Annotated in this window: 12 protein-coding genes; 2 read left to right on the top strand and 10 right to left on the bottom strand. The window is 71.8% G+C overall.

The window, feature by feature from the left end:
• Nucleotides 1-156: 156 nt before the first annotated feature.
• A complete protein-coding gene (locus ACIHCL_RS16610) occupies nt 157-834 on the bottom strand; it encodes a response regulator transcription factor (RefSeq protein ID WP_399862218.1) in 678 nt (225 codons plus the stop codon).
• Nucleotides 835-1,326: 492 nt separating this feature from the next.
• Here ACIHCL_RS16610 and ACIHCL_RS16605 point away from each other — a divergent pair, with 492 nt between their 5' ends.
• Nucleotides 1,327-2,817, top strand: a complete 1,491-nt coding sequence (locus tag ACIHCL_RS16605) for a peptide MFS transporter (RefSeq protein ID WP_399862217.1) — start codon at nt 1,327-1,329, stop codon at nt 2,815-2,817.
• Between the two features lie 197 nt (nt 2,818-3,014).
• On the opposite strand, the gene ACIHCL_RS16600 is transcribed toward ACIHCL_RS16605, so the two are convergent.
• The 6 genes from ACIHCL_RS16600 to ACIHCL_RS16575 all read right to left on the bottom strand — a co-directional run bounded on the left by ACIHCL_RS16600 (nt 3,015) and on the right by ACIHCL_RS16575 (nt 9,076).
• Nucleotides 3,015-4,382, bottom strand: a complete 1,368-nt coding sequence (locus ACIHCL_RS16600; RefSeq protein WP_399862322.1) for a hypothetical protein — start codon at nt 4,380-4,382, stop codon at nt 3,015-3,017.
• Nucleotides 4,383-4,420: 38 nt separating this feature from the next.
• On the bottom strand, nt 4,421-5,557 hold the full coding sequence (locus ACIHCL_RS16595) for a hypothetical protein (protein ID WP_399862215.1): 1,137 nt from the start codon (nt 5,555-5,557) through the stop codon (nt 4,421-4,423).
• Nucleotides 5,554-6,651 carry a hypothetical protein gene (locus ACIHCL_RS16590; protein WP_399862213.1) on the bottom strand — a complete coding sequence of 366 codons (1,098 nt, stop codon included), beginning with the start codon at nt 6,649-6,651 and terminating at the stop codon, nt 5,554-5,556. Before ACIHCL_RS16590 ends, ACIHCL_RS16595 begins: the two co-directional genes overlap by 4 nt.
• A 31-nt stretch (nt 6,652-6,682) precedes the next feature.
• Nucleotides 6,683-7,366 (bottom strand): peptidase, encoded by a 684-nt coding sequence (locus ACIHCL_RS16585; protein ID WP_399862211.1) that lies wholly within the window; start codon nt 7,364-7,366, stop codon nt 6,683-6,685.
• A 341-nt stretch (nt 7,367-7,707) separates the two neighbouring features.
• Complete coding sequence (locus tag ACIHCL_RS16580; protein WP_399862209.1) at nt 7,708-8,223, bottom strand: ATP-binding protein; 516 nt, start codon at nt 8,221-8,223, stop codon at nt 7,708-7,710.
• A 484-nt stretch (nt 8,224-8,707) separates the two neighbouring features.
• Entirely contained in the window at nt 8,708-9,076 is a 369-nt protein-coding gene (locus ACIHCL_RS16575; RefSeq protein WP_399862207.1) for an STAS domain-containing protein, read from the bottom strand.
• 340 nt (nt 9,077-9,416) lie between these two features.
• On the opposite strand from ACIHCL_RS16575, the gene ACIHCL_RS16570 reads away from it, so the two are divergent.
• The gene (locus ACIHCL_RS16570; RefSeq protein ID WP_399862320.1) at nt 9,417-10,424 is read left to right on the top strand and encodes an RNA polymerase sigma factor SigF; all 1,008 of its coding nucleotides are present in this window, start codon (nt 9,417-9,419) and stop codon (nt 10,422-10,424) included.
• 367 nt (nt 10,425-10,791) lie between these two features.
• On the opposite strand, the gene hutI is transcribed toward ACIHCL_RS16570, so the two are convergent.
• The 3 genes from hutI to ACIHCL_RS16555 all read right to left on the bottom strand — a co-directional run bounded on the left by hutI (nt 10,792) and on the right by ACIHCL_RS16555 (nt 14,896).
• Nucleotides 10,792-11,964, bottom strand: coding sequence for an imidazolonepropionase (gene hutI / locus ACIHCL_RS16565; RefSeq protein ID WP_399862206.1), 1,173 nt, complete (start codon nt 11,962-11,964; stop codon nt 10,792-10,794).
• A gap of 326 nt (nt 11,965-12,290) precedes the next feature.
• Nucleotides 12,291-13,685 (bottom strand): formimidoylglutamate deiminase, encoded by a 1,395-nt coding sequence (locus tag ACIHCL_RS16560; protein ID WP_399862204.1) that lies wholly within the window; start codon nt 13,683-13,685, stop codon nt 12,291-12,293.
• Nucleotides 13,676-14,896, bottom strand: a complete 1,221-nt coding sequence (locus ACIHCL_RS16555) for an allantoate amidohydrolase (protein ID WP_399862318.1) — start codon at nt 14,894-14,896, stop codon at nt 13,676-13,678. The genes ACIHCL_RS16560 and ACIHCL_RS16555 overlap by 10 nt, the downstream gene beginning before the upstream one ends.
• Nucleotides 14,897-15,012: the final 116 nt, after the last annotated feature.

The following is a 15,012-nucleotide window of genomic DNA, read 5'->3' as shown; positions in this document are numbered from 1 at the left end:
TCTTCCCGGACCGGCTCGGCCCTTCCGTGGCCGGGCCTCGCTCCACCTGGGCCGAGGCCCCGCCCGGCGCGGGCCTCGGCCCGTCCCGTCGGGCTTCGGCCCTTCCGTGGCTTCAGCCCTCGCCTCGGCCCTTCCGGGCTTCGGCTCTTTTGGGCTTCAGCTCTTCTCGAAGCGGAAGCCGACGCCCCGTACCGTCGCGATGTAGCGGGGGTTGGCCGCGTCGTCGCCGAGCTTCTTGCGGAGCCAGGAGATGTGCATGTCGAGGGTTTTGGTCGACGACCACCACGTGGTGTCCCAGACCTCGCGCATCAGCTGGTCGCGGGTGACGACCCGGCCGGCGTCGCGGACCAGGACCCGCAGCAGGTCGAACTCCTTGGCCGTGAGCTGGAGTTCCTCGTCACCCATCCACGCCCGGTGCGACTCGACATCGATCCGGACGCCGTGGGTGGCGGGCTGTGGCGCGGGCTCGGCCGCGCCACGGCGCAGCAGGGCCCGGACCCGGGCGAGCAATTCGGCCAGGCGGAAGGGCTTGGTCACATAGTCGTCGGCGCCGGCGTCCAGCCCGACGACGGTGTCCACCTCATCGGCCCGGGCGGTCAGCACCAGGATCGGTACGGTGTGGCCCTCGGCACGGAGCCTGCGGGCGACTTCGAGGCCGTCCATCCCGGGCAGGCCCAGGTCCAGCACGACCAGGTCGATCCCGCCCTGGAGTCCGGCGTCGAAAGCGGACGGACCGTCCTCGCGGACCTCGACCTCGTAACCCTCCCGACGCAGGGCACGGGCCAGTGGCTCCGAGATGGATGCGTCGTCCTCGGCGAGCAGTACACGGGTCATGCAGTGATGGTAGTCCGCGCGGGGCGGGTGCCGTGAGGTGATCGAGAAGCACTTCGAGCCCACCCGGAAAGCGGGTGCGAACCTTCGAATAGGAGAGCGCAACCCTGCCCTCACCTGTGATCCATCTCTCAAGTCCTTTCATTTCAGACTCTGTCGTGGCGTATGGTGGCCAAACGCCTGTTGCACGACTCAAGGACCCTTGGGCAGCTTTTAGCGCCGAGGGTCTCTTTTGTTCTGCCGGCTGGTACCCACCAGTCGTGACTTCAGCGAATGACCTGTGGCCGGGCTCGGAGCGCTTACCCGCGCACCGGGCGTGGATCCCGATGCGGTCGGTCCCCGTCCCCGTCCGTCGGCTCCTCGATGAGTACGGCGATCGGGACGCGCTCCCTGTCAGGCGTGGGGTGGGATTCTCGGCCGGGTCGGTGCCGACCTCCCCCCACCGGGCGCGTCACGCTCACGAGGCGCCGCGTCCCGAGCACGCAAGGAACGACGATGGCGTCCAGCCTGACGAAGGAACCGGCCAGTACTTCTGGATCCGAGAAGACCTTCTTCGGCCACCCCCGCGGCCTGGCCACTCTCTTCATGACGGAGATGTGGGAGCGCTTCAGCTTCTACGGCATGCGGGCCCTGCTTCCGCTGTACCTGGTCTCCGGCTCCGGTCTGCACATGAGCGTGACCACGGCCACCGCGATCTACTCCATCTACTTGGCGATGGTGTACCTGCTCGCCATGCCGGGTGGCTGGTTCGGCGACCGGGTCTGGGGACCGCGCAGGACGGTCACCGTCGCGGCCTCGATCATCATGGTGGGCCACCTCACGCTGGCCCTTCCGGGCTCCGGCTCGTTCTTCGCCGGTCTGGCACTGGTCGCGCTCGGTTCCGGTCTGCTGAAGGCCAACATCTCGACGATGGTCGGTCACCTCTACGACGGCCCCGAGGACCCGCGCCGCGACGGCGGCTTCACCGTCTTCTACATGGGCATCAACCTCGGTGCCTTCGCCGCGCCGCTGGTGATCGGCACGATCGGCGAGAAGGTGAACTGGCACCTCGGGTTCGCCCTCGCCGCGGTCGGCATGGCGCTGGGCCTGGTCCAGTTCCTCATCGGCACCCGCCACCTGAGCCCCCGTAGCAGCCAGGTGCCAAAGCCGCTGTCGGTCGAGGAGCGGCGTTCGACGCTGCGCAAGGGCCTGCTGTGGCTGATCGCCGCCGTCGTGTTCTACGGCGTGCTGGTCGCCACCGACGTGTACACGCTGAACTGGGCGCTCGTTCCGATCACCGTCGCCGGGCTGATCATCCCGGTCGCCGTGCTGGTGCGGATCAAGCGCGACCGCGAGCTGACGAAGACCGAGCAGTCGAAGATGTCCGGCTACATCTGGTTCTTCGTCGCCGCCGCCGTGTTCTGGATGATCTACGACCAGGGCGGTTCCACGCTCTCGCTCTTCGGTGAGTCCTCCACGACGAACAGCGTGCTGGGCCTGCACTTCCCGACGTCCTGGTACCAGACGATCAACCCGGTCATCATCATGGCGCTGGCCCCGGTCGTCGCCTGGATATGGCTGGCGCTGAACCGGCGGGGCAAGGAGCCGAGCACGGTCGTCAAGTTCGGCTCGGGCCTGTTCCTGGTCGGTGTCTCCTTCCTCGTCTTCATGCTGCCTCTGACCATGGCGTCGGGCGGTGACAAGGTCAGCCCGATGTGGCTGGTGTCGATCTACTTCCTGCAGACGGTCGGTGAGCTCTGCCTCTCCCCGGTCGGCCTGTCGGTCACCACGAAGATGGCCCCCGCGAAGTACGGGAGCCAGATGATGGGCGTCTGGTTCCTCGCCGTCACCGCGGGCGACTGCACCACCAGCCTGCTGTCCCTGGCGGGCGTCAACCTGAACAAGACCGGCATGGTGGGCCTGGAGGCGGGCCTCGCGCTCGTCGCGGGTATCTCCATCTGGATGTACCGCAAGAAGGTCACGCAGCTCATGGGCGACGTGCACTGACACCGTGGCCGCGAGCCGTCGGACGGTGAACCCTGTCCGACGGCCGGCACGACTGAACGGCGAGAGGGCCGCCGCACCGCTGGCGCCGGTGCGGCGGCCCTCTCGTCGTTCACCGCGACGGCTCCCGCACCGCCGCGACGCGGTCACGGGGTCACGCGGTCGCACCTGCGACGGTCACGCCCGTGCCCCGGACCGGCTCACCTGGTGCCGCGCAGCCTGCGCCACGGGGTGAAGGTGAACACGGCGCCGCCCAGCAGGATCGCCGTCCCCGCGACCAGACCGAGCGCGCGCAGCGTGCCGTGGTCCTCCGCCCCGGTGGCCGCCAGCCCGCCGCCCGAGCCCCCGGCGCCGGACGTAGTGCCGGTGGAGCCCGCGGAGCCCGAGGTGGCCGAGCCGGAGACCCCGCCTTCCTGCTCCGTGGTGTCGAGTTCCAGCGACGGGGTCACCGAGCCCTCGACCGTGCACGGGATGCTGATCTTCGAGGCGCCCAGGGTGACGTCGATCGTCAGGGTGCCGGGACTGAGCGTGGACTTCCCGGTGGCGCCCGGCTTGTACGTGCCGGTCATGTCGGGCAGGTCGACCGGCTTGCCCTGCTCCAGCGGTTCGGCGTTGGCGGGGCCCGTGACCTTCACCGAACCCTTGTCGGCGCCCCCGACGGCGACGTCCATGGAGGGCTTGAGCGCACCGGCGGGCAGCGCGGCGGGGCTGTCCATCACGCCCTTGGCGGTCCGGACCGTCAGCGCGTAACCACCGCTGTTCTTCTTGGCGTCGATCGTCACCTTGGAGGAGATCCCGGCGGGCCCGGGGGACGTGCAGGCGAACCGGACGGCGACCTCCTTGCCGGGGAAGTCCGTCTGCCCGCCGCCGCCTCCGGAGCCCGAGGTGGTGGAGCCGCCGTCGGAGCCGCCCGCGGCGGACGCACCGGAGGAGGTCGTGCCGCCCGCGGTGGTGGAGCCGCCGGACGTGCCGCTCGTGGAGCCGCCGGACGTCCCACTGGTAGTTCCACTCGTCGTGCCACTGGTGGTGCCACTCGTCGTGCCGCCCGCGGTGGTGCCCGAGCCGCCGTCCGTGACCTTGATGGTGGCGCCCGGCTGCACCGCCTCCTCGGGGGTGCACTTGGTGTCCGTGGAGAGCGGCTTGGAGACGTTGATGTCGTACGCGTCCGGCGTGAGCGTGATCTCACCGGCCTTCTCCAGCTTCAGCGTGCCCTTCATGTCGGGCAGCACCATGGCGCTGTTCTTCGGGATCGGCGGGTTCTGCCGCGGCCCCTCCATGTTCAGGGTGCCGGTGGCCGCTCCGCCCAGCTTGACCGTGCCGGTCGGCTTGACCGTGTCCTCGTCCAGATCGAGTATGTCGGGGTTCTTCGAAGCGGCCTGGACCGTCTTCCACACGACCTCGACGGTGTCCCCGACCTCGGCCTCGGCGGGCGCCGTCAGCCGCACCACGGTGGTCCCCTGCACCGGCGGCAGGCCGGAGATGGGCGGGGGCGCGCACTCCGTCTGATAAGAGATGTCGGCGGCCCGGGCCGGACTCGCGGCCATCAGCATGCCAACGCCACCGAGCATCATCGCGACTCCCGCCGCGACCGTTCTCCGTTGGGTACTCACGAATGTCCCTTCGTCGTCGGTGTGTTCCCTGACGGTGCGGAATCCGGTCTGAACCACGGCAGCGCCGCCGTGCTCGCGGGCGAGGGCGGGGACGCGGTCGCGTCCGCGGGGCTCGGCCCGGGCCCCGCGGAGCGGCCCGGCCGTCGCGGGCCCGTGGCCGGGCCGGTCGTACGCGCCGGACGGCGCCGACGGGAGCGAGCCGGCGTGCGCGAGGAGCGGGGCCGTACCTTGTCGACGACCGCCATGCCGATCCGGAACACCGCGGCCGGCAGCACGACACACAGCAGGACCCAGAAGAGGGTGACGCCCCAGGGGCGGCCGACCCCCCACGGCTGTTCCGCCAGCACCTTGCCGCCGTACTCCAGCGAGACCCGGTAGTCGCCGTGGGCGCCCGCCGCCAGTTCGACCGGCAGCTCGATCCGCGCCCTGCCGCCCGGCCCGACAGTGCCGCGCCACTGCCGCTCCTCCCACTGGGGGGCGAACACGCCGTGCGCGGTGCCGATCCGGAAGACCGGGTCCTCGACCGGGGCGGTGCCCGGGTTGCCGACGGTGAAGACGAGGCGGCGGGCGGGTGGTGCGCCGAACCAGGTGAGGATCCCGCTGTCGCCCTCCAGCCGGGTGGCGGCCAGTACCGCGAGCCTGCCGCCGGTCTCCTTCGGCAGCGCGGCGACGGGGTGCCCGGCCACGACGAACACGGCATCGACGGTGGCCTGTTCGCCGGTGACGGTGGCGACGTGCACCACGCACGGGCAGGGCACGGGCGGCTCAGCCACCGGAATCTTCTTGGCGAAGCCGCCGTCGGCTCCGGTGGTGACTGCCCGGCCCTCGGCGTTGGCACAGGAGTTGGTCCCGCCGATGACTCCCCGCTCCGGAGTGGACCGGCCGCAGATCAGCATCATCAGCAGGGCGCCGGGACGCCATCCGCTGCCCTTGACGGTGATGTCCCCGCCCTTGCCCGCCTGCCGCTGGGAGAGGGTGACCGCGGGTTTCGCCTCCGCTCCGCTCGCTCGGGCGGCGGCAGCGGTGGGAAGCGCCAGCAGGACGGGGAGCAGCGCGAGCAGCGCCACGGCACCCCACTGACGCCCGCCCCACCGCCGCTCCCCCGATGTCGCCGGTCCGGCCCGTCCGCTCACGATGCCCCTCCCGTCCTCGTCGCATGCCGTGTGCCAGAAGTCTGTCGAGCGTTCGCGGGCCATCCGCGCGACGCCCGTCCTCGCGAAGACCGTCCGCGCGTCGCGTTCTCGTAGGTGGTGGGCACGCCCTCGGACGTGGTGGCGGCACCCGTGGCCGCCGTCCCGCCCGACCGGCATGAACGCCGGTGCCGATGCCGGAGGCGCCGCCGGTAGGCGGAGGCGAGCATGGCCGCCGCGGTCAGGAGCAGCACCGCTCCGCCCGCCGTCGGTGCCCACGGGACGAAGACCGCCCGCGCCGACGCCTCGTCGTGCGCGCCGCCCGCCGCCGTGACGCGCAACCGTACGGTCGCCGTGTCGAGTGCCGGGGCGTCCCGCCATGGTTCGGTGAGCGTGACGCTCCGTCCGGGCGGCAGCCGCACCGGCAGCGTGCGGTCACCCCGCCGCAGCAGTGCGCCGAACACCCCGTCGGCGCTCACGCCGAGCCTCGGGACGAGGACGGTGTTGCCGCGGTTGACCAGCGTGTAGTGGACGGCCCTCCCGGAGACGGTGACGTCCTCGACGGTGAGCGCCGCCAACGCGGGCCCGCCGACCCGCAGGTGAACCCGCACGTCCACCGAGCGGTCCCCGCTCTGCGCGACGATCACGCCGGGGTGGTCGCCGGGCGCCGCGTCCGTCGGCACGGTCACGGAGAACGGCACCTCGGCGCGGGTGCGGGCGGGCACGGTCACCTTCGCGGCGGCGGTCCGGAGCCAGGCGCCGGCACCGGTGGCCTTCCAGCCACCGCGCACCGCACGGCCACCGTCCTCGGCGCGGTACGCGTCGGCGCCCCGTAGCCGTACAACCACCGGTGCCGTACCGGGGTTGGTGAGGGAGAGCCGGTCTTGGAGGACGGCGCCGGGCGGACCCTCCAGGTAGAAGTACGGCCGGTCCCCGCCCTCTCCCGAACCGCTCGCCGCAGGTCGCGCCGTCCAGGCGGCGGCCCGCGGTGATGTGGTCGGCGCGCGGGCCTCCGCACCGACCGCCGGGGTGGCGACGAAGACCAACAGCAGTACGAGGGCGGCGAGTCGCGCGGGGTGGCCGATGGTCGACGGCATGGCAGCTCCCTGGTGCACGAGGACGGCTGGATCAACCGGCTTCGCCCTGCGCGCCGACGGCCCCCCGCCCCCGCCGGGTCAGCCAGAGCACCCCGGCCGCACCGGTCAGCAGCACGGTTCCGCCGAGCATGCCGAGTGCCATCGCCGAGTCGAGCGGCCCGGTCTTCGGCAACTGACCGCCGTCGTCGGGAGTGTTCGACGCATTGCCCGCCGCCGTCACGTCGAGCCGGAGCGAGGGCCCGGGGTCGTTGGAGGGGGTGCAGGTCGTGGTCGTGCCGAGCGCCTTGATGGTGAGCACACCAGCGGTGAAGTCGACCTTTCCGCTCTTCTTCGGGGTGTACGTTCCCGACAGGTCGCCTATTTTGATCGGGGAGTTGGCAGGAATGGCCGTGGCGTTCGGCGGCCCGGAGACCCGCACCTCCCCCTGGTCGGCACCGCTCACCTTGATCACCGCACTGGGGTTCATCGCGCCCTTGCCGAGTTCGACGGGGCTGGACGAGACGCCCTTCTGGAAGGACAGCGTGAGCCGGTGACTCGCGCCGCTCTTCACGCTCTTGATGTCAATCGGAGAAACGGCGCCCTTGTCGCCGATCGGGGTCTTGCACCGGTAGTCGACGTCCACGACCGTGGCGTGGGCGGCGGACGCGGTCATCAGCACCACCGTGCCCGCCAGCGCGGACGCCAGCGTGAGAGCCGTTCGCTTCTGGTAGGACACCTTGATTTCCCCTCATGCCGGAAGTCGTCGCGCGTCGTCTCCGACTCGACGCACATAGCTGACGACACATCAGATGAGCGCTCAAGGTACGCCGGGGGCCCTGTGGAGGGAAGACAAAGAGCGCACCGATCCGGCGCGCTCTTCGAGTGCGGACGTGCGGCTCGCGCCCGGGGGCCTTTGCACCCCTCCCCCCGGAGCGGCCCCCTCCTGGAACCGGCCCCCTTTCCCCGGCGCCGGAGCCCTGCCCCCGAACCGGTGCCGCGGAAGCAGCACCCGAAATCACTTACGGCCCATCAGTTCCGTTCCGGAATCAGGCGGGGGCCATCAGCTCCGCTCGGGAATCAGGCAGGGGCCGCCAGTTCCGCCCAGACGGTCTTGCCGGGGCGGCCCGGTACCCGTAGCACGCCCCAGTCCAGGCAGAGGCGCTGCACGATGAACATGCCGTGCCCGCCCGGCCGTCCGGACCGGTGCGGAGTGCGCGGCGCGGGCTGCCCGGCGCCCGCGTCGACGACCTCCACCCGCAGCACCTTGGCCGTGCAGGCGAGGCGGATCTCCTCCGGGCCCTCGGCGTGCAGACAGGCGTTGGTGACGAGTTCCGAGACGACCAGCAGGACGTCCTCGGCGGCGGCCCGCCCGTCCGCGCCGGAGGCGGGGAGCCACCCCCACGCGTGGAGCGCCTGACGGGCGAAGTCACGAGCCGTCGGCACGACGCCGCCGACCCCGCGCAACGGCAGCGTGCGCCACTGCGGCCCGGCCGATTCGGAGGAGACCGCGTCGGCGTCCGCGTCCGCGTCCCCGTCGGCGCCCTCCGACTCGCGGCCGAGGTCGCCCGGCGGTTGCTGCCGGGTGGTGCTCATCAGCGCTTCACCTCACCGATTCGCCATGTCGCCATCGAACATTTACAAGTACCGAGCACGAGCGGTTGCAGCACGTACGGATACAGACAGATACAGCACGTAGAAATACAGCACCCACAGCCGTGGCACCTACACGTGTGTCGTACGAGAAGTCACGTACCGCTCCGTCAGGGGTCTCCTGCCCGGCCGAATCGTGACAACACCCCTTTCGCGCACGCGGAGCGCGTGACGCGGGCAACACTTGGCTCCCCCGAGGTTCCGGAGGCGTACGTCACAGAACACGCGCCACGGAACGGCACGCCGGCGGCGGAAGCCTCACAGGCCAACAGGTCACGGAGGAACAGACCGCCGACGGGCGGGCCACCAGGGCGCGGATCACGGACGAACCGGCCGTGGAGGTGCGGGCCACGAAGGAACGTGCCACGAGAAGGCCGGCCCCGGAAGGATGTGTCATGGAACACATCTCGCCGGCCCCGCCCCGCGGTCATGTGTCCAGCGCGGCGTCCAGGGAGTCGTGGACGGTGAAGACCGCCTCGGCCCCCGTGATTTCGAACACTCTCGCCACCACCGGCAGCATTCCGGCCAGATGGACCCCTCCCCCGACCGCCTCCGCCTTGAGCCGGGCGCCGAGCAGCACATTGAGCCCGGTGGAATCACAGAATTCGAGTCGCGAACAGTCGACGACCAGGCGCGCTCGCCCCTCCTCGACCGCACGCTCCAGAGGCTCTCTCAAGAGATCGGCCGTATGGTGATCCAACTCACCCACCGGCGTCACGACCTCACTGATTCCCTCGGTGCGGGTCTCGACTTGAAGCCGACCCCGGTTCGCACTGCCGACCGTCCCGCGGTCCATGCCCGTCCCTCTTCGCCGTCCGTCGCTGCCCACGGCCACCACCGCATCTCCGCGTGGTCTCCGCGCATCGTGCTCCGTGCACCTCCGCGTGTCTGCGGGCGCACGGATTCGTCCTGGTCGTCGCCGACGCCCTTGAAACAGTACGCGTTCCGTACGCCACGTGGTAGCCGAAGACCCCAACAATTCGGACATATAGCATCAATTGGCGCTTGTAACTCTCTCTCCGAACCGGGTAAGGGTAGAGAGACACCCAAAACACGAACGGCTTCGGAGGCGCCGCTTCACCGCAGGAACACGTATGGGCATCGGCAGCCATATGCCGAGAACGATGGAGGAGACCATGTCACCCCGGCTCGACGAACCGCGTACCCCCGACGCGACGTCAGCACCTTCTGTGGGACTGACCCCCTCAGACTCCCCTGCCGCGATCGCCGCAGACGGCGCGCGCAACAGCACCACCGGCATCACCACGGATGCCGTCGACGGCAGCGGAACCGACCGCGTCGACCACCGGTCCGCCGCTCCGCACCACGTCACCGACGCTCTCGAAGGACTTCCCGAGATCCCGCCGTACGACGAGGTGGAGCCTCTGGATGCCAGGGCCCTGTCGAAGACGCTCTTCGAGCGGCTCGAATCCCTCGAAGAGGGCACCCACGAGTACTCGTACGTCCGCAACACCCTCGTCGAACTGAACCTGGCGCTGGTCAAGTTCGCCGCCTCCCGGTTCCGCTCCCGCAGCGAACCGATGGAGGACATCATCCAGGTCGGCACCATCGGCCTGATCAAGGCGATCGACCGCTTCGAGCTCAGCCGGGGCGTGGAGTTCCCGACCTTCGCGATGCCGACCATCGTCGGTGAGATCAAGCGCTTCTTCCGCGACACCAGTTGGTCCGTGCGCGTACCGCGCCGCCTTCAGGAGCTGCGGCTCGACCTGGCCAAGGCGGGCGACGAGCTCGCCCAGCAGCTGGATCGTTCGCCCACCGTGGGCGAACTCGCCGACCGCCTCGGCATCACCCACGACGAGGTCGTCGAGGGCATGGCCGCGAGCAACGCGTACACCGCGAGCTCGCTGGACGCCAAGCCGGAGGAGGACGAGCACGAGGGTGCGCTGGCGGACCGCATCGGCTATGAGGACCACGGGCTGGAGGGCATCGAGTACGTCGAGTCCCTGAAACCGCTGATCGCCTCGCTGCCGTGCCGCGACCGCCGGATCCTCTCGCTCCGATTCGTCGCCAACATGACGCAGTCGGAGATCGGCGACGAACTGGGCATCTCCCAGATGCATGTGTCGCGCCTGCTCTCCCGCACGCTGACCAGGCTACGGAAAGGCTTGACGCTGGAGGAATGAGCGGGCGCGTTTCGCGTACGCGGCGCTCGCGCCCCCGCGCGACGCATCGCGGCCCCCTTGCGGAAGGACCCGTCCCGGCAACGGGCGGGTCCTTCCGCATGTCCGCCCCGGGCACCAGCCACCGCCCTCCGACGCGGACTGCGTTCGCCGACGGACAGCGGCCCCCGGCCCCGGGGCGGCCCGGCTTCGAACGGGCCACCCGGGCTTCGGACGGGTCCCCGGTCGGCTCGGGCCGGAGGCCCCGGGCCGAGGAGCCCGGACCGGGGCGCGAGGTGGTCGTCGCGGACGACTCGGTTCCTGGGTGGCCCGGCGCGGTGTGATCGTCGCGGACCGCTCGGGTCCTTCCGGTGGCTCGGGGTCCTCCGGCTCAGACGACGCGTTCGCCGTGGCGCCAGACGGCGTGGGTCAGCGGGACCCCCGGCCGGTAGGCGAGGTGGACATGGCTGGGGGCGTCGAGGAGGACCAGGTCGGCACGGGCACCGGGGGCGATGCGGCCGATGTCCGTACGCCGCAGCGCCGCCGCTCCGCCCGCGGTGGCGGACCAGACGGCCTCGTCCGGGGTCATCCCCATGTCGCGTACGGCGAGGGCGATGCAGAAGGGCAGCGACGACGTGAACGAGGAGCCGGGGTTGCAGTCGGTGGAGAGCGCGACGGTGGCCCCCGCGTCGAGGAGCCGACGGGCGTCCGGCCAGGTGGCGCGGGTGGAGAACTCGGCGCCGGGAAGCAGCGTGGCGACGGTGTTCCCCTGGGCGAGGGCGTCGATGTCCGCGTCGGTGAGATGGGTGCAGTGGTCGGCGGAGGCGGCGTCGAGTTCGACGGCGAGCTGGACTCCGGGGCCGTGCCCCAGCTGGTTGGCGTGGACGCGGGGGTGCAGGCCCCTGGCCCGGCCTGCGGTGAGCACGGCACGGGCCTGGTCGCCGTCGAAGGCGCCCTTCTCGCAGAAGACGTCGACCCAGCGGGCGTGCGGGGCGCAGGCGTCGAGCATCGCCCCGGTGACCAGGTCGACGTAGCCGGCCGGGTCGTCGGCGTATTCCGAGGGGACGACGTGGGCTCCGAGGAAGGTGACCTCGTCGGTGTGCCGGGCGGCGATGCGCAGGGCGCGGGCCTCGTCCTCGACCGTGAGGCCGTAGCCGGACTTGGTCTCGAAGGTGGTGGTGCCCTGGCGCAGCGCCTCGGCGAGGTAGCGGGCGACGTTGGCGGAGAGTTCGTCGTCGGTGGCGGCGCGGGTGGCGGCGACCGTGGTCCTGATGCCGCCCGCGCTGTACGGACGGCCGGACATCCGGGCGTTGAACTCCTCGGTGCGGTCGCCCGCGAACACGAGGTGGGAGTGGGAGTCGACGAAGCCGGGGATCATGGCCCGGCCGCCCGCGTCGACGGCGTTGTCAGTGGTGGGTGCTTTGCTTGATTCACCGGTCCAGACGACGCGGTCGCCGTCGATGACGACGGCCGCGTCCCGGATCAGGCCCAGGGGGGAATCCGTACCGAGGGAGGGGTCGTTGGTGACCAGGCCGGCGATGTTGGTGATGGCGGTCGTCGTCATCGGGCGACTGCTCTCCTTCTGTATGGGGGTGCGGGTCGGCTCGTCGGGGGATGTGCCGGGATCGCGGGGGGCCGCGCGGCGCATCCGGCCGACGGGCACGGAGGGCGGCCCGCGGGGCGGTCCCGGGGGCGGTGGCGGTCCGGGGGGAGCCGCCGCCCCCGAGAACAGCGGCCCGGGGGCCTCGGCGGCTCCCGGGGGTGACGGCCCCGGGCCCGTCGGCGGTTCCGGAGCCGCCCGGGTGTCCGGGTGGTACGGCGGTCCCGGGGGTGACGGCCTGGGACCGGTCGACGGCTTTGGGGACGGCGGCGGCCCAAAGGCCGCCGGGCTCAGCGGTGCAGTGCGGAGATCGCCGAGGCGAGTGCTCCGGGCACGTCCTCGACCAGCGTGTGGTGCCCGTCGCGGACGATGTGCCGGCCTGCCACGACCGTGTGCCGCACATCAGCGGCGGAGGCGGCGAATACGACCGTCTCGGCGGCCAGTCGTGGCGCCGGCCCCGCCGTTCTGACGGAATCCAGCGCGACGGTCGTGAGATCGGCGGGGGCACCTGGTTCCAGGATGCCCGCCTCGGGGCGGCCGAGCGCGGCGTGCCCGTCGGCGGTCGCCGCGCGCAGCAGGGCCGCCGCCGTCCAGTGGCCGCGGGTCCGGGTGCGCAGGCGCTCGTCGAGTTCCATCGCCCTGGCCTCCTCGAAGAGGTCGATCACGGCGTGGCTGTCGCTGCCGAGGGAGAGTGGCGAACCGGCCCGTTGCAGGGCGACGGCCGGGCCGATTCCGTCGGCGAGGTCGCGTTCCGTGGTCGGGCACATGCAGGTGCCGGTGGCAGAGGAGCCGAGGAGCGAGATGTCCTCGGCGGTGAGGTGGGTGTTGTGGATGCCGGTGGTACGGGGGCCGAGCACCCCGTGGTCGGCGAGGAGCCGGGTGGGGGTGCGGCCGTGGGTGGCGAGGCATGCCTCGTTCTCCGCGGGCTGTTCGGAGAGGTGGACATGGAGCGGAGCACGCCGTTCCTCGGCCCAGGCGGCCACGGTGGCGAGCTGCCCGGCGGGGACGGCGCGCACGGAGTGGACGGCCGCTCCGATCAGGGCGTGGTCGCCGCCCTTGAGGAGAGCGGCGCGTTCGGCCCAGGCGTCCGCGCTGGTGTCGGAGAACCGCAGCTGGTGCGGGTCGGGCTGCCGGTACCGTTCGGGCCCGTCGCCGAACCCGGCGGCGAGGTACGCGGTGTCCAGCAGGGTGATCCGGATACCGGCCTCGCCCGCCGCCGCGATCAGCGCCTCCCCCATCGCGTTGGGGTTGTCGTAGCGGGTGCCGCCCGGCGCGTGGTGCAGATAGTGGAATTCACCGACGGCGGTGATGCCGGCCAGGGCCATCTCGGCGTACACGGCGCGGGCCAGGTCGTAGTACGAGTCGGGGGTGAGCCGGGAGGCGACCTGGTACATGATCTCGCGCCAGGTCCAGAAGGTGCCGGAACCGACCTGGACGGTGGAGCGCAGAGCGCGGTGGAAGGCGTGCGAGTGGGTGTTGGCGAGCCCGGGGAGGGTGAGCCCGCGCAGCACGGTGGCGCCGGGCGGCGGGGCGGTGACACCGGTGCGCACGCTTGCGACGACCCCGCCGGCCACGTCCAGCGCGATGTCCGGCTCGACATGGGTGCCGAGCCAGGCGTGGGACAGCCAGTACGTCTCGGTGACGGGCCCGCCCGTCGGCTGCTTCGGCCGTGTCGTCAGCGGCACGCGAGACCCTCCAGTACGTCGGCGAGTGCGATCACCCCGGCCACGCAGTCGTCCTCGGCGGCGTGCTCGGCCGGCGAGTGCGAGATCCCGGTGGGGTTCCGTACGAACAGCATGGCGGTCGGAACCGAAGCGGACAAAATACCCGCGTCGTGTCCGGCGCCGGTCCCGAGCACGGGTACGGAGCGCCCGGCGGCGTGCCCCGTGCCACCCCGCTCCGTGAGGATCTTGCCGATCTCGTCACGCAGGGCGTGCTCGAACTCCACGACGGGCGTGAAGGACTCGCGTACGACGTCGAGATCGACACCGGCCCGCTCGGCGTGTTCCCGGGCGGCGCGCTCGATACCGCTGACCACCGTGTCCAGGCGGTCCTGGTCGGCGGCACGGGAGTCGAGCCAGCCGCGGACGAGGGAGGGGATGGCGTTGACCCCGTTCGGTTCGACGGCGACCTTGCCGAAGGTGGCGACGGCTCCGGCGAGTTCCGCCTCGCGGCGGGCGGCGAGCACGGTCTCGGCGTAGGTGAGCATCGGGTCGCGCCGGTCGGCCAGCCCGGTGGTGCCGGCGTGGTTGGCCTCGCCCCGGAAGTCGAACCGCCAGCGCCCGTGCGGCCAGATCGCGGAGGCGATACCGACCGGGTCGCCGGTGAGGTCGAGGGCGCGCCCCTGCTCCACGTGGAGTTCGACGAACGCGCCGATACGGCCGAGCCGTTCGGGGTCGGGGCCGATGGCGTCCGGGTCGTATCCGGCCGCCTCCATGGCCTGCGGCAGGGTGATGCCGTCGCCGTCGCGGAGCCGGTGCGCCGCCTCGACGGTCAGCTGCCCGGCGGTGAGACGGGAGCCCACGCAGGCGAGGCCGAAGCGGGCCCCTTCCTCGTCGCCGAAGTTGGTGAGGGCCAGCGGGCGGGTGAACGCTGCTCCCCTGCGCCGGAGTTCGTCGAGCGCGGCGAAGGAGGAGATGACGCCGAGCGGTCCGTCGAAGGCACCGCCGTCCGGCACGGAGTCGAGGTGCGACCCGGTGACGACGGCGTCCCCGGCCAGGGGGTCGCCGAGCCAGGCCCACTGGTTGCCGTTCCGGTCGACCTCGTAGGTGAACCCGCGTGCCTCGGCCTGGGCGCGGAACCAGGCACGGCACTCGGTATCGGCGCCGGTCCAGGCGTAGCGGCGGTAGCCGCCGCTCTCCGGGTGCCGGCCGATCGGGAGAAGCTCGCGCCACATGGCGTGGAAGGACGAGGCGCTGCCCGGGACCGGGCCCGGCGCCCGCGTCACGGCCTCGCGCGTCTCCGTGCCCGTGCCCGCGCTCGTGCGTGTGAAGGGCCCCGGACCGGCTCCGG

This window comes from Streptomyces sp. NPDC052042 (assembly GCF_044548345.1).
Classification (GTDB): Bacteria; Actinomycetota; Actinomycetes; order Streptomycetales; family Streptomycetaceae; genus Streptomyces.
Note: the sequence above shows the minus strand (reverse complement) of the source record. Positions and strands in the feature narration are given on the sequence as shown.

Excerpts from the sequence above, each read along its gene's own strand:
- ACIHCL_RS16570 (WP_399862320.1), top strand. The coding sequence starts at position 9,417 with ATGTCACCCCGGCTCGACGAACCGCGTACCCCCGACGCGACGTCAGCA.
- ACIHCL_RS16575 (WP_399862207.1), bottom strand. The coding sequence starts at position 9,076 with ATGGACCGCGGGACGGTCGGCAGTGCGAACCGGGGTCGGCTTCAAGTC.
- ACIHCL_RS16610 (WP_399862218.1), bottom strand. The coding sequence starts at position 834 with ATGACCCGTGTACTGCTCGCCGAGGACGACGCATCCATCTCGGAGCCA.
- ACIHCL_RS16555 (WP_399862318.1), bottom strand. The coding sequence starts at position 14,896 with ATGTGGCGCGAGCTTCTCCCGATCGGCCGGCACCCGGAGAGCGGCGGC.
- ACIHCL_RS16600 (WP_399862322.1), bottom strand. The coding sequence starts at position 4,382 with ATGCTCGGTGGCGTTGGCATGCTGATGGCCGCGAGTCCGGCCCGGGCC.
- ACIHCL_RS16605 (WP_399862217.1), top strand. The coding sequence starts at position 1,327 with ATGGCGTCCAGCCTGACGAAGGAACCGGCCAGTACTTCTGGATCCGAG.
- hutI (WP_399862206.1), bottom strand. The coding sequence starts at position 11,964 with ATGACGACGACCGCCATCACCAACATCGCCGGCCTGGTCACCAACGAC.
- ACIHCL_RS16590 (WP_399862213.1), bottom strand. The coding sequence starts at position 6,651 with ATGCCGTCGACCATCGGCCACCCCGCGCGACTCGCCGCCCTCGTACTG.
- ACIHCL_RS16580 (WP_399862209.1), bottom strand. The coding sequence starts at position 8,223 with ATGAGCACCACCCGGCAGCAACCGCCGGGCGACCTCGGCCGCGAGTCG.